The 19,688-nt window shown below is 64.7% G+C and carries 20 protein-coding genes; 7 read left to right on the top strand and 13 right to left on the bottom strand.

Annotation, left to right across the window (positions count from 1 at the left end; all coding sequences use genetic code 11):
• The gene (locus ACQR1L_RS13825) at positions 1-762 is read right to left on the bottom strand and encodes an EF-hand domain-containing protein (RefSeq protein WP_434858503.1); all 762 of its coding nucleotides are present in this window, start codon (positions 760-762) and stop codon (positions 1-3) included.
• Between the two features lie 226 nt (positions 763-988).
• Between ACQR1L_RS13825 and rpe the strand changes: the two genes are divergently transcribed.
• Genes rpe through ACQR1L_RS13805 form a run of 4 tightly spaced genes read left to right on the top strand, consistent with a single transcriptional unit; the run spans position 989 to position 3,571 of the window.
• On the top strand, positions 989-1,690 hold the full coding sequence (gene rpe / locus ACQR1L_RS13820) for a ribulose-phosphate 3-epimerase (protein WP_009028548.1): 702 nt from the start codon (positions 989-991) through the stop codon (positions 1,688-1,690).
• Positions 1,691-1,705: 15 nt separating this feature from the next.
• Entirely contained in the window at positions 1,706-2,191 is a 486-nt protein-coding gene (locus ACQR1L_RS13815) for an ureidoglycolate lyase (protein ID WP_434858502.1), read from the top strand.
• A gap of 45 nt (positions 2,192-2,236) precedes the next feature.
• Complete coding sequence (locus ACQR1L_RS13810) at positions 2,237-3,067, top strand: bifunctional allantoicase/(S)-ureidoglycine aminohydrolase (RefSeq protein ID WP_434858782.1); 831 nt, start codon at positions 2,237-2,239, stop codon at positions 3,065-3,067.
• Positions 3,068-3,121: 54 nt separating this feature from the next.
• Complete coding sequence (locus tag ACQR1L_RS13805) at positions 3,122-3,571, top strand: hypothetical protein (protein ID WP_434858501.1); 450 nt, start codon at positions 3,122-3,124, stop codon at positions 3,569-3,571.
• Between the two features lie 349 nt (positions 3,572-3,920).
• Here ACQR1L_RS13805 and ACQR1L_RS13800 read toward each other — a convergent pair whose 3' ends face one another.
• The gene (locus ACQR1L_RS13800; RefSeq protein WP_434858500.1) at positions 3,921-5,378 is read right to left on the bottom strand and encodes a serine/threonine protein kinase; all 1,458 of its coding nucleotides are present in this window, start codon (positions 5,376-5,378) and stop codon (positions 3,921-3,923) included.
• 3 nt (positions 5,379-5,381) lie between these two features.
• Complete coding sequence (locus tag ACQR1L_RS13795) at positions 5,382-6,122, bottom strand: metallophosphoesterase family protein (RefSeq protein WP_434858499.1); 741 nt, start codon at positions 6,120-6,122, stop codon at positions 5,382-5,384.
• 520 nt (positions 6,123-6,642) lie between these two features.
• Here ACQR1L_RS13795 and ACQR1L_RS13790 point away from each other — a divergent pair.
• On the top strand, positions 6,643-7,776 hold the full coding sequence (locus ACQR1L_RS13790; RefSeq protein ID WP_434858498.1) for a hypothetical protein: 1,134 nt from the start codon (positions 6,643-6,645) through the stop codon (positions 7,774-7,776).
• A 7-nt stretch (positions 7,777-7,783) separates the two neighbouring features.
• Here ACQR1L_RS13790 and ACQR1L_RS13785 read toward each other — a convergent pair whose 3' ends face one another.
• The gene (locus tag ACQR1L_RS13785) at positions 7,784-8,248 is read right to left on the bottom strand and encodes a hypothetical protein (RefSeq protein WP_434858497.1); all 465 of its coding nucleotides are present in this window, start codon (positions 8,246-8,248) and stop codon (positions 7,784-7,786) included.
• 69 nt (positions 8,249-8,317) lie between these two features.
• Here ACQR1L_RS13785 and ACQR1L_RS13780 point away from each other — a divergent pair, with 69 nt between their 5' ends.
• On the top strand, positions 8,318-8,545 hold the full coding sequence (locus ACQR1L_RS13780; protein WP_434858496.1) for a hypothetical protein: 228 nt from the start codon (positions 8,318-8,320) through the stop codon (positions 8,543-8,545).
• Between the two features lie 97 nt (positions 8,546-8,642).
• On the opposite strand, the gene ACQR1L_RS13775 is transcribed toward ACQR1L_RS13780, so the two are convergent.
• Positions 8,643-9,533, bottom strand: coding sequence for a LysR family transcriptional regulator (locus ACQR1L_RS13775; protein ID WP_434858495.1), 891 nt, complete (start codon positions 9,531-9,533; stop codon positions 8,643-8,645).
• 93 nt (positions 9,534-9,626) lie between these two features.
• Between ACQR1L_RS13775 and ACQR1L_RS13770 the strand changes: the two genes are divergently transcribed.
• The gene (locus ACQR1L_RS13770; RefSeq protein ID WP_434858494.1) at positions 9,627-10,352 is read left to right on the top strand and encodes an SDR family oxidoreductase; all 726 of its coding nucleotides are present in this window, start codon (positions 9,627-9,629) and stop codon (positions 10,350-10,352) included.
• Between the two features lie 13 nt (positions 10,353-10,365).
• Here ACQR1L_RS13770 and ACQR1L_RS13765 read toward each other — a convergent pair whose 3' ends face one another.
• The 8 genes from ACQR1L_RS13765 to ACQR1L_RS13730 form a co-directional block, all read right to left on the bottom strand.
• Entirely contained in the window at positions 10,366-11,304 is a 939-nt protein-coding gene (locus tag ACQR1L_RS13765) for a S1/P1 nuclease (RefSeq protein WP_434858493.1), read from the bottom strand.
• Positions 11,305-11,422: 118 nt separating this feature from the next.
• A complete protein-coding gene (locus ACQR1L_RS13760; RefSeq protein ID WP_434858492.1) occupies positions 11,423-13,684 on the bottom strand; it encodes a tetratricopeptide repeat protein in 2,262 nt (753 codons plus the stop codon).
• A 19-nt stretch (positions 13,685-13,703) separates the two neighbouring features.
• Positions 13,704-13,916, bottom strand: a complete 213-nt coding sequence (locus ACQR1L_RS13755; RefSeq protein WP_434858491.1) for a hypothetical protein — start codon at positions 13,914-13,916, stop codon at positions 13,704-13,706.
• A 220-nt stretch (positions 13,917-14,136) separates the two neighbouring features.
• Positions 14,137-14,754 (bottom strand): hypothetical protein, encoded by a 618-nt coding sequence (locus tag ACQR1L_RS13750; protein WP_434858490.1) that lies wholly within the window; start codon positions 14,752-14,754, stop codon positions 14,137-14,139.
• Positions 14,751-15,422 carry a hypothetical protein gene (locus ACQR1L_RS13745; protein WP_434858489.1) on the bottom strand — a complete coding sequence of 224 codons (672 nt, stop codon included), beginning with the start codon at positions 15,420-15,422 and terminating at the stop codon, positions 14,751-14,753. Before ACQR1L_RS13745 ends, ACQR1L_RS13750 begins: the two co-directional genes overlap by 4 nt.
• A complete protein-coding gene (locus ACQR1L_RS13740; RefSeq protein ID WP_434858488.1) occupies positions 15,419-16,198 on the bottom strand; it encodes a MotA/TolQ/ExbB proton channel family protein in 780 nt (259 codons plus the stop codon). The genes ACQR1L_RS13745 and ACQR1L_RS13740 overlap by 4 nt, the downstream gene beginning before the upstream one ends.
• A 315-nt stretch (positions 16,199-16,513) precedes the next feature.
• Positions 16,514-17,707 (bottom strand): serine hydrolase domain-containing protein, encoded by a 1,194-nt coding sequence (locus tag ACQR1L_RS13735; protein WP_434858487.1) that lies wholly within the window; start codon positions 17,705-17,707, stop codon positions 16,514-16,516.
• 57 nt (positions 17,708-17,764) lie between these two features.
• A complete protein-coding gene (locus ACQR1L_RS13730; protein WP_434858486.1) occupies positions 17,765-19,402 on the bottom strand; it encodes a flavin-containing monooxygenase in 1,638 nt (545 codons plus the stop codon).
• Between the last annotated feature and the right edge of the window lie 286 nt (positions 19,403-19,688).

The following is a 19,688-nucleotide window of genomic DNA, read 5'->3' as shown; positions in this document are numbered from 1 at the left end:
TTACACGCTCACCGCCGTCGTCGATGTGGCGGGCCGCAGCTTGGGCTGATTCTGCATCAGCTTCTCGATCATGTCGTTGTAGGACGCGGCAGCCGTATTGGAGGCCGTGGTGGCCGCCGGCGCGATCAGCGTCATCTTGGAGCCGTCGGCGTAAGTGATGATGGTCGTCGTTGAGCCATCGCTGTTGGTGGACGACGAGCTCGACGCGCCCGACAGCGCCTGCATCAGCGCATCGGCGCCCGCGCTCGACGAGTTCCCCGAGCTGCCCGCCTGACCCGCACCCGCCTGCTGATGGTGATGGCCGCGTCGGCCCTTGGCGCCCTGCAGCGCCGAGGACAGCTCGTCCATGCTGACACTGCCGTCGCTGTTGGTGTCGAGCTTGCCGAACACCTTGTCGGCATTCGCGACGTTGCTGCCGCCGGCGCCAAGAGCATTCTCGAATTCGGACTTGCTGATCTGTCCATTGCCATCGCCGTCGATCTGCGAGAACAGATCCTGCAATGGATTGGTCGAGGAGTTCGCACCCGCCGATGCGCCCGACTGGCTCTGCGCCGCCAGCAGCGCGTTCATCGTCTCCGGCGCGATCTGCCCCGAGCTGCTGCTGCCCGAGCTCGACCACGGGCTGAAATTGCCGGAGCTGCCCGCTCCCTTGCTGTCGAGGCTGAACAGACCGCCGCCCGACTTGCCGGACCCCGACTTCGTCGAGCCGATCGACTGCAGGCTGTCCAGGACCGACGAGGCGGCCCCAAGTGCAAACCACATGGCGAAACTCCCGCAAGACCGCCCGCGAGGCGGCAGAACATCTCCCCACGGCTCTCGCAATCCCCATGCCAGCGGCAAACCGCTGATATGTCCGGATATTTCGCGATGTTACGGTCGCCTGAACCCGGCACATCGTGCCCCACCCGGCAGATTTTTCCCGCTCGCGTTGCCGCAGCCGCCCCTGCATGATACGGCGACATCCCCGTACGCCCTGGAACAGATGCCCATGACCCAGTCCTTCACGCCGCGTCCGCTCGTCATTGCGCCGTCCATCCTGGCGTCGGATTTCTCCAAGCTTGGCGAAGAGGTGCGCGCGGTGGATGCTGCCGGCGCCGACTGGATCCATCTCGACGTGATGGACGGGCATTTCGTGCCGAACATTTCCTACGGCCCTGATGTCATCAAGGCGCTGCGCCCGCACACCACCAAGATCTTCGACGCGCATCTGATGATCACGCCGTGCGATCCCTACCTCGAGGCCTTCGCCAAGGCCGGCTGCGACCACATCACGGTGCATGCCGAGGCCGGGCCGCATCTGCATCGCTCGCTGCAGGCGATCCGCGCGCTCGGCAAGAAGGCCGGCGTGTCGCTCAATCCGTCGACGCCGCTCAACGTCATCGAATATGTGCTCGACCTCGTCGACCTCGTGCTGATCATGTCGGTCAACCCCGGCTTCGGCGGCCAGGCGTTCATTTCGTCGGCGATCGGCAAGGTGCAGGATTTGCGCGCGATGACCGCGGGCCGCCCGATCGATATCGAGGTCGATGGTGGTGTCGGCCGCGACAATGCCGGCGCGCTCGCGGCCGCCGGGGCCAACGCCTTCGTCGCCGGCTCCGCCGTGTTCAAGGGCGGCACGACGGAAGCCTATCGCAGCAACATCGCCGCGATCCGCGATGCCGCCGCGTCCGCGCGCGGCGAAGCGATCTGAGGCGGTCGACGGCACATGCAGATGCTCACGCCGCAGCCGCTGACCAAGGCCGCGTTCGCCGCCTTCGGCGACGTCGTCGAGATCGATGGCGCGGCTCTGATCGAGATCAATCAGGGCTTTGCCCGCCGCTGCAACGGGCTCGCCGCGATCGACGTCACGTCCGGCGCCGTCCCCGTGAACATCAGCCTGTTCGAAGCGAAGCCGCGGCCGCGCCCGATCGAGATCAAGCTGATGGAGCGGCATCCGCTCGGCACCCAGCTGTTCATGCCGCTGCAGGACCGGCCCTGGCTTGTGCTGGTCTGCGCCGACCCGCGCGATGCCACGAGCTACCGGGCCTTCACCGCCACCGGCCGCCAGGGCGTGAACTACGCCCGCAATGTCTGGCACCATCCGCTGCTGGTGTTCGACGACGCCTCGCGCTTCATGGTGGTCGATCGCATGAGCCCCGACAATCTCGAGGAGCTGTGGCTCGACCAGCCGCTGTTCCTGAGCATTCCCTGACTGGTGTCGCGCGAATTCGCTGATCCGCGCGCAGGAGAGACGATGATGGACAAGCCGAACTACTTCGTGCCGCAGGGCGGCCACCCGCCGCAGACCGACCTGCTGACGGGGCGCGCCGTGTTCACCGAGGCCTATGCCGTCATCCCCAAGGGCGTGATGCGCGACATCGTCACCTCGCCGCTGCCGTTCTGGGACAAGACGCGGACCTGGGTGATCGCGCGTCCCCTCTCCGGCTTCTCGGAGACATTCTCGCAATACATCGTCGAGGTCGCGCCCGGCGGCGGCAGCACCCAGCCGGAGCCTGATCCAGAGGCCGAGGGCGTTCTGTTCGTCGTCGGCGGTGAGATCGCGCTGACCATCGCCGGCACCACGCATCGCCTCGCGAAGGGCGGCTACGCCTTCCTGCCGCCGTCCTGCAAATGGACGCTGATGAACGACAGCGCGGCGCCCGCGACCTTCCACTGGATTCGCAAGGCCTATGAGGCCGTCCCCGGCATCGCCGCGCCGGAGGCCTTCGTGACCAACGAGGCAACGATTGCGCCCGTCGGGATGCCCGGCACGGACGGCCGCTGGGCCACCACCCGCTTCGTCGATCCGCTTGACGTCCGGCACGACATGCACGTCAACATCGTGACCTTCGAGCCGGGCGCGGTGATCCCGTTCCTGGAGACGCATGTGATGGAGCACGGGCTCTACGTGCTCGAGGGCAAGGCGGTCTACAAGCTCAACCGCGACTGGGTCGAGGTCGAAGCCGGCGACTTCATGTGGCTGCGCGCCTTCTGCCCGCAGGCCTGCTACGCCGGCGGCCCCGGCCGCTTCCGCTACCTGCTGTACAAGGACTCCAACCGGCATATGAAGCTGCGGCCGTTCCGGTGAGTGACGGCGAAGCACCGAGTTACGTGCCGTGCTTCGGAAACGGCAGGATATCGAATGTCAACCGCATTCAAGATCGTCGCAGTCGTATATCTCATTGGCGTGATCGCCAACTGTGTTTTAAAAGTGCATGGCATCTATCTCACCGGCGGCTTCCAGCGCGAGCATACTGCGGCGGAGTTTTTGTTGGTCATGGCCCTTTATGGGATGGCCGCTGCGATCTGGCCGGCCTTTGTCGCTCTTGTGATCATGGGGCATCTCGGCGCTCTGCCCCGCGGCTGGGAACTCTCTTTTGTCAAGCTGGGTTTGCTTGTGCTGCTGTTCGCGGCGATGGTCGTCGGCACATGGGCGATCACCCATGTGCATTCCCCCACCAAATACGTGCTTCATGCGAAGTTGAGGAGTCGCCTGACTCCAATCGTCGGCTCGCAGTTGGTCGAACTCAAGACCTTGATGCTCGCCCTTCTCGTCGGGCTCGGCTCCATGCTGAGCCTTGTCCTGCTCTGATTGACGGTCATCTGCCGCAGCGATCGTTGGCTCGCGAACATATCGCGGAGCGCTCGGTGTACCTCGCCCCGCCAGGGCGAAGCGAAGCTTCGCTAGGGCGGGGACAGGTCGGATTGCATCGAAGATGCAATCCGGGTGAGGGGTACAGGTCTCCCCACGAACACTCCCCGCGCGTTTGCCCCTGCTGAGACTGCCCGTGCCGCGGCCCCTCACCCCAACCCTCTCCCCGTAAGAACGGGGAGAGGGAGCGCACTGCCGTCGCGGTGAAGGCTCGGCTCCAACTAACAGCCGATGTAGGCAAAAGCGTCCCACCGAGAAAAATGCCCGACGCAAATCGTCATCCAGCTTCTCACTCTCCTGACGCAACCTGCGCCGCCACCTCATCATCCTCCTCATCCGCCTCGCGCGCAGCGGCGCGCGTGCGCACGACTGTCACCGTGCAGCCCGCCTCCGCGGCGACCTTGGCCGAGACGCTGCCGAGCAGCGAGCGCAGCACGGAGTCGCGGCGGGCGCCGATGATGATGTGGTCGACCTGGTTGACCTCGGCGAACTCGACCAGCGCGGCAGCGGGATCGACGGCTTCGAGCACGTGCACCGTGAGCCGGCTCGTGTCGAGCTTCAGCGGCGTCGCCCAGTGCTTCAGCGCGACCATGCGGTCGATGTGCTTGTTGTTACCGGCCTCGTCCAGGGTGCGGTCGATGGTCAGGCGGCCGAGCTTGAGCACGTTGACGCAGGCGAGCCGCGCCGACGGCAGGGTGGCGAGAATGCGCTCGGCGGTGACGCGCAGCGCGCCGTTGAGCTCCTCGCCGCCTTCCGAGGTGTCGATCGCGACCGCCACGATCGGGCTGGTGGCGATCTGCACGGCGACATCCGACGGCTTGGTCTCCGGCTGTACCAGGCCGCGGTTGAAGCGGCGCCGCCACACCGTGGTGATCGGATCGCGCTTGAGCTTCTCGGCGCGCGCGGTCAGCTTGACCTGGTCGGGATTGCCGAGGTCGAAGGCGAGCTGCGCCGCGGTCGGGTAGCGCCAGACCGGCTCGATCTCCAGGCAGCGCAGCACGATCTCCTGCAGCCACGGCGGATAGTCCGGCTTGAGCTGCCGCGGCGGATAGGGATCGCGCCAGAGGCGCCGGCGCATGCCGCGCAAGGTCTCGGTCTCGCCGAACGGCCGCACGCCCGTGGTGAAGAAATACAAGAGCACGCCGAGCGAAAAGATGTCGCTGCGCGGATCGCTGCGGGTGCCCATCATGCGCTCCGGCGCCATGTAGGGCGCGGTGCCGTATGGCAGGCGGAATTCCTCCTGCAGGAGATCCGGCAGATGCTTGTGGCAGGACAGGCCGTAGTCAATCAGCACCGCCTCCCCCGAGGGACGGAACATGATGCTGGAAGGCTTGATGTCGTGATGGATGACGTGCTGCCGGTGCAGGTCGGCGAGCGCGGTCGCGATCTTCGCGACCAGCACCCGCGCCTCCTCGTAAGGCAGCGGCAGCTCGGGCAACCGCTTGTACAGCGTCTCGCCCGGGATCAGCTCGATCACGACATAGGCCTGCGTCGCGAAATCGCCCGTTCCGAAGCACGCCGGCACATGCGGACCCGACAGCTTCGGCAGGATCATCTGCTCCATCTCGAAGCTGACGATCGCCGCGGGGTCCTCGCCTTCGGAGACGCGCGGCACCTTCATCAGGATGGGACGGTCGATGTCCGGGCGCGTGACGCTCCAGAGCGTCGCCATGCCGCCGGAGTGCACGCACTCGCCCACCGTGAAGCCGTCGATCACGACGCCCGGCTGGAGCTTAGATCTCGCCATGCTCTAACGCCCCATCGAAAGCCGCTGCGCCAGCCAGGGCGGCAGGCCGTTGTCGCGAATGCGCTGCGCGGCAGCCTCGACGTCGTAGGGCACCCGGCAGTAGGTCAGCTCGCGCGTTTTCGTATCGAAGGTCACGAAGGATGCCGCGGGATCGCCGTCGCGCGGCTGGCCGACCGAGCCGACCACGGCGAGCCATTGCCGGCCGCGCAACAGCTGGATCGGCATGTTCGCGGTCGGCGTGAAGCTCGTCATCTTGGCAGTCGCGGACATCGAGTACAGCGCCGGCCGATGGATATGGCCGCAGAACGTGACCTGCGCCTCGGTGGCGATCATGCTGCGCGCGGCGTCGGCCGAACTCTGGATGTAGCGCCAGCGCGGCGGGCTCGACGCCTCCGAATGCACGAACAGCCGGTCCTCGTCGCCGACGCTCATCGGCAGCTCGGCAAGGAAGCGCCGCTGCTCGGCGCTGAGCCGGCCGCGGGTCCATTCCATCGCGGCCTGCGCCTCGGCATTCATGCTCTCGCTCGAGGTGGAGACCGCATTGTCGTGATTACCGCGCACCGCGAGCCCGCCCTCGGCGACGATCTCCATGACCGTGTCGACCGACCATTCCGGATCGCCGCCATAGCCGACGATGTCGCCGAGACAGATGAGGCGCTCGGCGCCACGAGCGCGCGCGGCCTCCAGGCAGGCCGCGAAGGCCTGCCGATTGGCATGGATGTCGGTGAATATCGCCAGCAGCACCCGTGACCTCCCGCTTCCCACCGTACAGGTGGGCTTCGCACGGAATTTGAGCAACATCAAACCGGACGAGCTGGAGCAAGCGCTTTTTTCGGGCTCACAGGCATGAACGGGATGCCAAGACCAGACGACCTCACGTCCGCAGACGAAGCCCTCCTCGCCGACATCATCTCTGAAAACAACTGCCAGGAAATAGATGCGCCGCGGATGGCTACTCGCTCCGGGAGAAACAGCGGGGCCTTTCCAAAAGAACAATAGAACCGCGGTCGAGCCGTGACGGGTCTTCCGTAAAAATATCCAAGCCGTAGCCGTGACGTCTCCATCCGCTGTATCGCCAGCGTGCGGCACATTCGATACCGACAAGGATCCGCCCGTACGGGCTTAAACCTTACCAGCTTCTGCACAATCAGCAGCACAAGCCACCGTTGCAATTACGAACTGAAACACTAAACTTAAAATTGATTTTTATGACAGTCTCGCCAGATCAATCAAATGTCTAATTGAATCATTCGGAGACGGACCAATGCTCACGAAACATGCCTATGCGATTGCCGCGCTGGCGGTCCTATCGATGAGTCAAACACAAAACGTTAGTGCAGCGGAGGGAGAAATCGCGAGATCGCAGATCCCCGTATGTGGCACGATGTACGCACCACCATTCGGTTCCCCGGCGCCACGACGTGCCTGCGAGACGCCCATTCCGCGCACCTATAAGCCCACTCATCGCGGCCTTGGCTACGACATTCTGGACCTTGAATCCGAAGCCTGCTTCGTACCCGACAGCTCCTACCGGCTGTTGGATGAGATACTCGATCGCGTGACAGCGCGTCTAACAGAACCGCAGCAATCGGGAATTGGTATCGCGGATGAAGCGCGCGTAATCGCAATCAGCGAACTTACCGGTGACGTTCTCGCAGAACTCGGTTTTGGACTTTATATTCCAACAGAGACTTTGGGCGACGCCCTTGTCTCGCGGAGCGCGTCCGGCATGCCGCCGCGCTACATCTTCGATTGTGATACCGGCTCTCTCATCCTGCTCACAGTCGCAGAATATCTGCGAATGCCGGCATCGTTGGTTGAGATTACGCTCAACAGCGGCAGTCTGCACAACTACGTCCGCTGGCCACTGTCTGACGGCCGCTCGCTCGACTGGGACACCAATGGTCGGGGACTCTGCGTTTCACCGAAGGATCAGCCCACCTTTCAGGCCCAGAGCATGAGTCGAAGTGCGACGATGGGCTACGCTGCTACCATGCGCGCACCGCTTTGGAAGAAGCAAAAGCAGTACATCCGCGCGCTGTCCGAATATCGTCAAGACATGCGCGACCGGCCCGGCCATCCATCGCCTTTTAACAACCTGGCATGGCTGATTGTAACCACCGATTTTGCGGAGAGAGAGAGCCTGAGAGCCGAAGCGCTTCAGGCCGCGGCCCAGGCAGTTTCGCTGCAACGTCAGGCCGGAGCTGCCGCGGTTACACGCGAAAATCTGGCTAATTATCTCGATACGCTCGCCTGCGCTTATGCCTATGCCGGCGACTACAAGAACGCAATCGCGTCTGAGATGGAGGCAGTTTCGCTATCGGCTAATGTGGAGTTCCGGCAGAGACAGGCGATGTTCGCAAACTCCCCACCCAACGATTGCACGGGCGCACAATAAAATTTGCTTAGCGCCGCCTGTTGACGAGCCAGACCGCGCCCGATGCGCCGCCGATGCCGACGACCATCATGAGCGCCAGCGCGGCCACCATCACGCCGTCGCCCGCGGCAGCCAGCGAGCTGCTGCCCTCGCCCGCGAACCCCAGGAGCGGAATCGCGACGACGGGGCCGCCGACCTGGGCGGCGAAGAAGGCGCCGAGCAGCGCCACAATGATGTTCACGATCCAGCCGATCACGCCGCGCTTCATCGTCCACGCCTCATGGATGGCGATCGCCAAGGCGGCGGCGAATGTGACGGCCGCGATCATCAGCCCCGCACCGACGGCGTCCATCGGAATCGCCCCGGCCATCTGCAGATTCATAATGACGATCACCGCAATCAGACCAATAATGTAGGGCATGAGGGTCGCCTCGGCTGTGTCGGAAGCAACCGCTACCGTTAGCAGGCTCGCTTCCTCAGCGATAAGTAGCACAGGAGGCTGTTCCGGTTCATTTCCTTGTTGCTCGCAATCATCCGCAATTTCAGCTGGCCGGAGTCATCGATGATCATCGCTGTTTGGAATGACGTACTTGATGGTGTCGATCTGATGGTCGATGCCGACGGCGTTGATGTGTTGATAGAACATCTGACGAGACTCAAGACGCAAAACAGGCATCACCTGCACATTCATGATGTCAAACTGACATCCCCTTGGGGACACAAACAGGTTGCCAGGCAGATCGTCATCAATTGGATCGGCGAGCCCGACCTGTTCGAGGAGGACTCGTAGTCCGCGAGCTCACGCCGGTATCGGCATTCGAGTGTCTCACGCGCTGCGTCAGTGACCCCGGATGTCGCTGCGCTCATCCGGGCTGCGCGCGCTACCGTCATAGTCCCCGCTTCGCATGATCGATGAGCGCGCGGAGCTTGGGCGCCAGGTTCCGACGCCTTGGAAAGTACAGGTAGAATCCGGCAAACGGCGCCGCGAAGCTTTCGAGCAGCGGCACCAGCTCGCCACGCGCGACGTAGGGCTGGAACGTCTCCTCCATGCCGAAGGTGATGCCGCCGCCCGCGCATGCGGTGCGGATCATCAACAACATGTCGTTGGTCGTCAGGCTGGGCTTCACCTCGACATTGAAATCCCTGCCCGCTTCGGTGAACTCCCAGCGATAGGGCGCGACCGGCGGCGCGGGCCGCCAGCCGATGCAGGCATGATGGATCAGATCGCGCGGGTGCGCCGGCGCGCCGTGCGCTTCCAGATATCTCGGTGCGGCAAAGGCCAGCTGCCTCTGATCTCCGGACACCGGGACAGCGATCATGTCCTGCGCGATGACTTCTCCCAGGCGCACCCCCGCGTCGTAGTGCTCGGCGACGATGTCGAAGGTGTCGTCGGTGATGGTGACGTCCAGTTCGATCGCGGGATAGGCTCGCATGAACGAGGCCAGCAATGGCCCGGAGATGAAGCGTTCGGCGATGGAGGACACGGCCAGCCGCAGCAGGCCGGACGGCGGCCCGGCCTTGTCGCCGATCTGCTCGGCGGCGGCGTTCAGCGCGCCGATCGCCGGCGCGACGTCCGCATAGAAGCGGCGTCCCGCCTCGGTCAGGCTGAAGCTGCGGGTCGTCCGGCTGACCAGGGAAATCCCGAGATGGTCCTCCAGCCTGCCCATCGCCTGACTGACGGCAGACCGCGTCACGCCCAGCCGGTCCGCGGCCAGGCGGAAGCTCCCGGCATCGGCGACCGCCACGAACAGCTCGATGATGTTCTTGTCGATCCGCATTGGTTAGACACGCTTAACACCGAGACAAGAATTGGGCAAATTGTCGTGACAATGCCGGCCACCTAGCTTCCGCCCGTCACCCACCGACGGGAGTTGAACATGGACAAGGTCATCCTGATTACCGGGGCTTCGAGCGGCATTGGCGCGGGGATCGCATGCGAGCTGGCCCCCACGGGTGCGCGGCTGCTGCTGGGGGCGCGCCGCCTGCATCGGCTGGAGGCGCTGGCCGCCGAGCTGCGCGCGGCCGGCGGAACCGCCGAGGTTCGGGCGCTGGATGTGACCAGCCGCGCTGACGTCGCGGCCTTTGCCGGGGCTGCGCGCGCGATGTGGGGGCACGTCGACGTCATGATCAACAATGCCGGCATCATGCCGCTGTCGGCGATGGCCGCGATGAAGGTCGACGAGTGGGATCGCATGGTCGACGTCAACATCAAGGGCGTGCTGAACGGCGTCGCGGCGGTGTTGCCCGGCATGCTCGCCCGCGGCTCCGGACACATCATCAACATCGCCTCGATCGGCGCTCTGCAGGTCGTGCCGACCGCCGCAATCTACTGCGCGACCAAGCACGCCGTGCGGGCGATCTCGGACGGCCTCCGGCAGGAAAATGACAAGCTGCGCGTCACCTGCATCCATCCGGGCGTGGTGGAAAGCGAACTCGCCAGCACCATCACCGACGAGACCGCAGCCGAGATGATGCGCAGCTACCGCGCGATTGCCCTGCAGCCCGACGCGATCGGCCGCGCCGTGCGCTATGCCATCGCGCAACCCGACGATGTCGACGTCAACGAGATCGTCGTCCGGCCGACGCGGGCGCCGTGAGACGCAGGCGGCTCTACCGCAACAGCACCTCGAGCAGGTTGGCGAGCCGCACAGCGGCGAGCGCAGCCTGCTTGCGAGCGAGATCGCGGGCGTTGGTCTCGTACTCGCGTGTCAACTCGACCGGCTGCTTGTCGGTTCGCACCGGCGGAGCGTAGGCTGTCGTCTTGGCGAGCTCAAAACTCTCCTGCGCCCAGACCGCGGGGTCGATGATCTGCGCCTTGCCGGCGTCGGGTATCACGGTCGACAGACCGCCGCGCTGGTCGGCATCGAAGATCGCGCCGAACACCGTGGAATAGCCGCCGAAGATGCCGTCCCAATAGGCGTGCAGATTCTGCGTCTCGCCGTTGGCGGCGACGACCTGCAACTCGTTGCCGCCGCGGTCGCCGCCCTTGTCGGGAAGCGCGGCCGAATAGCGGGCGACGGCGTGCAGCGGCTGGTGCAGATCCCCGACGAGGTGGATCGTCCAGCTCAGGCTGTACGAGCGCAGCGGCTCCGAGGCGTCGGTGCTGGCGGGCAGCTTGGCGATCATCAGCTTGAGCTGCGACACCGCGTCGACCGGATCCGGACGCGGCAGCGGCGTGTCGTCGGCCGATAACAGCGCGTCCTTGTAGTGCCAATGCGTATGCTTCAGATGGCCATACGGTATGAGCTGCTTCGCCGTCGAATCCGTCGGCTGGTCGTCATAGTAGTCCGGCTTCATCTTGATGTCGTCGGGCCAGGTCGCCGCGTGCACGAAGGCGTAGAGCTTCTCCTGGCCCGCGGGAGCGCCGGCGATCCAGCTCGCATAATCGGGATTGAGCTTGAGCAGAACGTCCGCGCGATCCCGCGCCGCAGGCGTCAGCTTCTTGTAGGCCAGATACGCGATCTGCATGTGGCCTTCGTCCCACCACGCCAGGGCCGGACCGGCCGGACACAGCACGGCGACGGTGAAGGCAATCATCAGCGTTCGCACGACAACTCTCCCTCGCGATCGAGCACAAGCGGCCATTCGCAGATTTCACCAGAAGACCAGCGAACCGGACGCTATCGCGAACGACCGGCGTTGGCAATTTCACCGTGTGTGCGCGCTCCTAGTGCCGGGTCGGCGGCGCACCGCGCACGGCCGCGTTCCGCTCGGCCAGCAGCGCCTCGATGACGTCGAGATTCGCCGCATAGTCGGGATCGCTGCGATCCTCGGCCGCGACCCGCGCATGGCCGGCAGCCCGGTCGAGATCGCCGCTCGCCAGCAATTCCGCGGCCAGGTTGTTGTTGGCGCCGGGATGCCGCGGATTGATCTCGATCGCGGCTTGCGCATAGGCCATCGCCTTGCGGACATCGCCGAGATCGGACGCAGCCAGCCCGGCATTGGCATAGAGATCCGCGTCCCCCGCTTCGTGCGCCATCGCGCGCTCGTAGAGCCCGAGGGCGCCGCGCGCGTCACCGCGCAGGAGACCGATATTGCCGAGCTCCCGCATCGCGCGCCACTCCGAGGGCTTGATCTGCAACGCTCGCTCGAAATCAGCCGCGGCACCCTCGAAGTCACCGAGTTCGACGCGCAGCATGCCCCTGTTGAGATGCGCCTCGTAATATGGCGGCGACAACGCGATCGCCCGCGCATAGGCTTCCGCCGCTTCGTGCTCACGGCCGGGGAGACGCCCGAGCAGATTGCCGAGATCATTGTAATATTCCGCATAGAACGGATCGCAGGCGATGGCGTCGCGCAAGCGCGCCTCGGCGCGCGCGCTATCCCCGGCGAGCTCGTAGACCTGACTGGTATTGTAGATCAGGATCGAACGATGCAGCCGGAACTGCTGCTCGCCATAGGCCTCGACGATCTCAGCCATGCCATGTTCGCACAGCGCGAGCGCACCGCGGAGGTCGCCCCTGCGCGCGCGGATATAAGCGTAGGCGTTTTCGGCGAAGACCTTGATGTATTTGTACCGCGGATGCGCGCGAAAGCGCTGGTCGATCAGCGCGAGATTGGCGACGGCGCAGGCCTCGGCGCGATCGAGGTCGACAGGAACCTGGTAGCGTCCATAGGTCATGGACTGCGCATAAAGCGCGGTGGGCACGAAACGGCTATCGGGAAAATGGGCAAGGAAGAACTCGAGATAGCGCAAGGCGGACGGCGCGAAGCCCATCGCATAGAGCACGAAGGCTGCGTTGATGAACATGCCATTGACGGCATCGTCGCCCGAGCCGTGTCGCCGCAGGTCGGCATCGCCGAACATCGCCGCAAAATAGGCGAACCATGTATCGTAGAGGCCGATGCCCATCAGGATCGCCGACGGCTCGCACAGCGCTTCGGCGCGCCGGAACCTGTCGCGAACGGCCAACGCATGCGCCAGGACGAGAGGCCCCTCCCCGCCGCGATGGGCGCTCAGCAGCCGCGCGTGCGCCTCGATATTGAGCGTGTCGATGAGCTCGTCCGGAAGGCTGGCGACGTTGCACTGTTCGATCAGGTCGCCGTCCATCCGGTTGGCGACAAAGGCGCGCGCCATGGCGATACGCGCCTCCTGGGACAGCGTCGCCAGATGGAGGTGGACCATCGCCTCGACATCGAGCCGGTCCGTGGCATTGATGCCCTGAGCCATGCAGCGAACGATCACGGCGGCAACCGCGAGATTGCCGCCGGAACGATCATAGACGAGATCGCGCTGCGCGCGGCGAAGCCGCCCTTCATCAAACAGCGCATCGAACTCGTGCTTCGCCCATGGCAGGACGTCGATCAACGGCCATTGCGGCGGCAAGGCCGCCGCCGAACGGTCCAGCAGGATGATCCGCAGGCGCGCCCGCTCGCCCTGCCGCCGCAACATCGTGTCGAGCAGATTTCGGGACGTGGGCGACATGGCCTGGGCATTGTCGATGATCAGGGACACCGTTCGAGCGGTCACTTCCAGCATGTCCAGCGCGAACTCCGCCGCACCGACCAGCAGCTTGTTTTGGTATTCGTGATGGTAGAACCGGGTCCGCTCGTCTCGGTCGGACGTGTTGGTGAGATCGCGCGGCACTTTGAAGCAGGCCGACGTGCGGAACGGCCATAGCCGTTTCAGGCTCTGCTCATGGCGCGCGACGACATCGGGGTATGCCGTCTCGCCGCGCCGCAGCAGGCCAAGCAGCATGTCCTCGAAACCGGCGAGATAGCCATGGCGCTGCCAGTCTCCATCGGCGGTCTCGATGTCCGGCCCCGCGACACTGCGCGCGGCGGCTTGCGCCGAGGCACGCAAGCCGAGCCCGTGCGCGCCTCGCAGCACGACCACGCGTGACCGGCGCAATGCTTCGCGCAACGGATCGACGAACGCAGGCCGCGCCGCGCTCCGCTCGTCGATCGCGTTGAATGACGGGGGCGGCACGAGAATCCCCCGCGGGCGGTCATACAGTGCCGGTGTAGGGCGTCGTGGTGCGAACCTTGGTCTTGGTCGTGGTGATCTTCTTGATCACCGACGTGCCGCGCGGCGCGCCGGACTCGTAGGTGAGCTTCTGATCTTCCGTCGACTCGGTGCGCTCCTCAGTCTCCGTTTCCGTGATGATCTCGGGATATTTGGCGTTGTGAGGATTGACCGGGTGCACTGTCTCGTTCGCCATTGCAATACTCCAGCGAGGACATTGAAGTTGTACGAGAAGCAATTCGCAACTCTTGGACCATTTGAAGCGAATGTCAATGGTTTCGCTTTTGCGACGATGAAGGCGCCACCGCCGCCGGATCACCGATCCCGTTTCAATCCCATGCCGCGCAATCCGCTGCAACTTGCCGAAGCGTACGAGGCCAGGCAGCGGCCAAGGACAAGCGGGGACCAAGGATATGTCAGCGTTGGGCCGGCTCGTCCTTCGGCGGCATGCGCGGCGGCAGCAGGGGCGTGAAGGAGACGCCGTCGCCGGCATGCTGCGCGGCCTTGAACTCGCCGGTCGACGGATCGCCGCCGGCGGTCTCGATGATCGTCTTCGGCAGGATGTATTCGCGCGCGGCATCGATGACGCCGCCGTCGCCGGTGCCGAAATCGGCGGCGCGGCCGCCTTGCGGATGGCCGGCGGCGATCTGGTCGGCGGCGTGCTGCGCCTTCTCGGCCAGCTTGTCGCTGAAGGGAATGCGATAGGCGCGCGGCACGCCGCTCGGGCGATTGTCATCGTCGAGCGTCTCAACCCACAGATAGACCGCTCCGGGGTCGCCCTCGACAGAATGCGGATCGACGATCCGCACCTGCAGGACCTTGAACGCCTTGGGCAGCCGGTCGACGCTGGCCCAGCCGAGCAGCCCGCGGGCACCGACGAAACTGCCGACATAGAACGCGCTGGTGATGACGACCGCGACCGCCTTCACCGGCCACGGCAGCCGCGCATAGACCAGCACCAGCAGCAGCAGCGCGCCGATCAGCGCATAGCACACGGAGAGCGTCACGATGACGGTTTGCAGGCTGCTCATCATGGCCGCAGCATCCTCACGCCGGTCTTGGGATCGAGGTCGGCGCCGTTGGCGCGGACATTTCGAAAGGTCTCCAGCAGCGATTTCGGCCGGCGCTGCACGTCGATCACCTTTCCCGTGGCATCGAGCTTGAAGCGCAGCGCCGTCTTCTCGTCGCCGGAATGATCGAGCACGACCTTGTCGTCGAAGATCACCTGCGCCGTCGGATTCAGCTTCTGCACCTTGACCTTGGCTTCGACCGGCGCGCCGCTGACGTTCTGGAAATGCGAGATGTTGACGGTGTATTCGCCGGCCACGATGCCTCTGACGGTCACGATCTCCTCACGGATCGGCGACGGAATCTTCAGCCCGTTGACCAGGATGAAATCATTGGCGCCGCCGCGGTCGTCGCGGTCGAGCGTGAGGAAGCCGGCCTCGCGATGCCGGTACCAGGCGATGTTGCCGACCGGGTCCTGCACGAACAGGTCGAGATCATCGGGATGGTTGTCGGGCCAGTCCATCGTGATCAGGAACTCGGCCTTGCTGTCGACCTTGCCGTCCTTGGCATCCGGCGAGATCGCGAGCACCGCAATGAAGAAGAAGAACGCGACGATCTGCAGCGCCTTGAACAGCATCACGCTGAACGGATCGAATGGCTCCTCGCGCGGATAGAGCCCGAAATCGTCCATCATGCGCCCTGCTCCGCCGCATGCTCCATGGCGCGCTCGAGCCGCGGCGTCACCCGCGTCTCCGTCAGCATCACGGCATCGGAGAACACGCGACCCGTGGCGGCGTCGAGCATGTAGTACTGGATGCGCACCAGGATCGAGCCGACCAGGCCGGCCAGCGTCGTGTACATCGCCACCGCCATGCCGTCGCTCATCAGCCCCATCGACGACTTCATCGCCAGCTTGTCGTTAACGTCGAGGCCGGCGATCGGCGCCAGCATGATGATGAAGCCGATGATGGTGCCGAGCAGGCCGAGCTTCATCAGCGTGTCCGAGGCGAAGCTGCCGAAGCCGTTGGAGCCACGCAGCCGGTCGGCCAGCGTGCGCAACAGCAGCGTCTGATCGAGGCGCCCTGCCCCTTGCGTCCGCGCCTTGGTGACGAGGCTCCTGATGTGGTTGGTGACGAGCCCGTTCGGCAGCAGGCGCGCTTCCGGCTCGAGCGCGCGTTCCGCATCCGGACCGATCAGCACGGCGCGGCAGCCGCGCGCTGCATCCGCCTCGCGCGCGATCGCCCGCGTCCGCCAGAAGCAGTGAGCGCACGTCATGACATAGAGCACCGCGATGACGCTGGAGATATAGGTGCGGTCGGAGGCGACCATCAGGTGGAAGTAGCCGTAGCGGGCCAGCACCACGGCGGCGAACACGGTGAGGCCGGTGAAGATCATCCAGAGCAACAGCGGGCCGCGCTCGGCGGGATCACGCGTGGGTTCCACTCGGTCGGTATGACTGACCACGCTCATGCTTGCACTCCCCGATGTCGCGCCGTTGCGCCGGCGCATTGACATCGAAGTTAAGCAGAGCGGCAGAACCGCGTCCAAAGACATCTGCCTCGGAGGCTGGAGAAGTTTTTTTAGGCTTGCGCTTGTTGCAGTGCATCAGCATCGCCAGCGATTGTCCGCCGTTCGATGGGGGCAAAACCGTTGGCGATGCGTGGCTGCTGATAGCGCTGCACCGCCGGTTCCCCGCGGCCGGCTCGCGAAGCTGTCGTTCGAGCGCCGGGGGGGGCTCATGGTGAGCCCCCCTTTCGACACGTTCAGTTTCCCGCGTTGTTCTGCCTAGCTCGCCATGCGCTGGCGCAGGCTCTGGTAGAAGGCCGTCTCGAAGTTCATGTAGCCGACAAACGACGTGGGGTCGCCGAAAGGCAGGATCTGCGTCGCCCAGAAACCGCCGAATCCGTTCTGCCGGTCGATCCAATAGAACAGATTGGCCAGGCCGGCCCAGCCCAGCGCACCGGCCGGACGGCCCGTCGGCGCCTGCTCCTCGTTGATCATGAAGCTCAGCGCCCACGACTTGGACTGGCCGGGGAAGAACTCCGCATCGTTGCACAATGCCGGAATGACGCCGGTCAAGGGCGTCACCTTCTTGTCGCCGAGATGGTTCTTTTCAGCCATGCGTATCGTCTCAGGCTTCAGCACCCGGCCGAACTCACCCACGCCATCATTCAACCACATGCGGATGAAGCGCATGTAGTCGCCGACCGTGCCATAGAGGCCGTGGCCGCCCATGTGCACCTCGGGCTCGGCCGGCAGTTCGAAATCCATCGACGTCAGCGAGCCGTCAGCGTTGCGCGCGTGGATTCCGGCCAGCCGGCTGCGCATGGCATCGGTCAATTCGAAGGACATGTCCTTGATGCCGAGCGGCTCGAACACGCGCGTGTTCAGCACCTCCCCGAGGCGCCGGCCGGCAATTGCTTCGACGATCTGGCCGCACCAGTCCATGTTGGAGCCGTAATCCCAGCGGTCGCCGGGATCGAACAGCAGCGGCGTCATCAGGCAGGCCTTGGTCGCGGCGATCACGCTGGGCTGGCCCTTCTCCTGCGCCAGCCGGTTGTAGGTGTGATTGATGAAGTCATAGCTCAGCCCCGCGGTGTGCGTCATCAGCATGCGCGTGGTGATGTCGCGCTTCGGCGCGCGCAGGATCGGCTCGCCCTTGGCGTCGAAGCCCTCGATCACCTGGAGCGATCCGATCTCCGGCGCGTAGCGCTTCGCTGGCGCATCGAGGTCCAGCCTGCCGTCCTCGACAAGTTGCAGCACGGCCGTGCCGGTGATCGCCTTGGTGGTGGAGAAGATGGCGAAGATGCTGTCGGCGGTCATCGGCTCAGGCCGGTCGAGACGGCGTTGTCCCGCCGCGCCCTGGTAGATGTTGCGATCGCGGTCCGTCACCATCGCGACCACGCCAGGCACGCGCGGTGTGGATGTGACGACGCCGTCGAGAACGGCGTCGGCCGCCGCGGTGAAATTCGTGCTCATGGTAGTCCTCCCTCGTGCTTTTTGCTTTGTGTCCCAGCGCCGGCATCTGCCGACGGCTCAATGCATGGCAAAGCCCCGGTAGCCGCTGGCCGCGACCTCATCGCATTTCTGGCGATAGGCCCCGACCCCGCCGCAATAGGACAGAACCCGCCGCGGCTTGCCCGCGATATTCGAGCCGAGATACCAGGAATTCGTCTTGGCGATCAGCGTCGCATTGGCAGTCTCGTCGTGATGGGCGACCCAGTCATCCTCGGTTTCCCGGGTCGGCTCGATGACCCTCAAATCTTTCGACCGCATGTATTTGATGCAGTCGTCGATCCATTCGACCTGCTGCTGCAGGCACGTCGTCATGTTGCACAGCGCGGCCGAGGGAGCGAGCGGCACCGCGGTCGTGAACAGATTGGGATAGCCGTGCACCTGCAGGCCCATCGTGGTGCGGATGTCCCTGCTCCAATCCTCCTTGAGCGATCGGCCGCCGCGCCCGCGAATATCGATCCGCGTCAGCGCGCCGGTGCCGGCGTCGAAGCCGGTCGCCAGGATGATCATGTCGAATTCGTGCACGGTCCCGTCGGCCATCTGAATGCCCTTCGGGGTGACGCGTTCGATCGGATTGGTCTTGACGCTGACGATCTCGACATTGGGACGAAGGAAGGCTTCGAGGAAGTTCTGCTCAAGCGGCACGCGGTGGGTGCCGAAGCCGTAATCTGCGGGGATCAGGAGATCGCACAGCTTCGGATCCTTCAGCCGCTCGCGCATCTTGCCGCGCACGAATTCGGAGATCTCCGCATTGACCGCCTCGTCGAAGAACAGCTCGGCGAAGGACGAGATCCACAGCTTGAGGGAGCCGTCTTCCCAGCACTCCTCGATCACCTGCCGGCGCCGCTCCGGGGACAGGTCGGCCCAGGCATGCTCGAAATCATACTCGAAGCCGGTGAAGGTGTGCGGCAGGCGCTCCGTCAGGTGCTGGAATTTCGACTTGTAGGCCTCCGCATCGTCGGCGCCGTATTTCGGGTTCTTCATCGGAATGACGTATTGCGGGGTGCGGACGAAGACCTTGAGGTGACCGGCCTCGCCGGCAACGGTCTGGATGACCTGGATGCCGGTCGCGCCATTGCCGATGATTCCGACGCGTTTGCCGGCGAAGCTGACCGGCTGCTTCGGCCAGCGCGCGGTATGGAACAGGTCGCCCTCGAACGTGTCCTGGCCGGGAAACGAGACATGGGGCGCCGACAGCATGCCGCAGCAGGTGACCAGGAACTGGGTATCGATCAGCTCGCCCTTGTCGGTCGTGACCAGCCAGCGCTGCGTCGCTTCGTTGAACTGCGCGCGCTTGACGGTGGTGCCGAACTGTATGTCCTTGCGCAGATCGAGCCGGTCGGCGACGTAGTTGAGCCAGCGTTCGATCTCCGGCTGGGCCGGAAACTTCTCGCTCCAGCTCCAGCCCTTGTAGAGCTCCTCGGAGAACAGATACTGATAGATGTAGGCTTCCGAATCGAAGCGGGCGCCGGGATAGCGATTCCAGTACCAGGTCCCGCCGACGCCTGATGCGGCGTCGATGGCCCGGACACTCAGTCCCTGCTCGCGCAGGCGATAGAGCTGATAGAGCCCGGCAACGCCGGCTCCGATCACGACCGCATCGAGCCTGGTCGTCACACGCGAAGCGTCTCCGTTGGCGTTCACAGCGGCTTCCGTCATCTGGTCCTCCTCATCCTTGTTTCAGGGCGCACGCCGCCGTTCCTCGTCCGTGCGTCATCGGACGGGGGCTGCGTTTTCGTTGTCGCCCGCGCAGGCTATGGGCCGGCGCCCCGTCGGGGCTTGGACGAAACAGACGATTTCTTGAACGGTGCGGCGCACGCGCCAGCTGTGCTCGCAAGTCGCAACAAAGCTCGCTTGGCAAACCGCGAAACCGGCCTATGCTGGCTCCGCCGCAAGGCCAATGAGAAGCAGCAGCGATCAATCGCGCCATAAAAAAATCAAGGGA

The sequence above is a fragment of the Bradyrhizobium sp. HKCCYLR20261 genome, assembly GCF_051168435.1.
Taxonomy (GTDB): domain Bacteria; phylum Pseudomonadota; class Alphaproteobacteria; order Rhizobiales; family Xanthobacteraceae; genus Bradyrhizobium.
The sequence above is the reverse complement of the archived record's forward strand: the minus strand, read 5'-3'. Positions and strand labels throughout refer to the sequence as shown.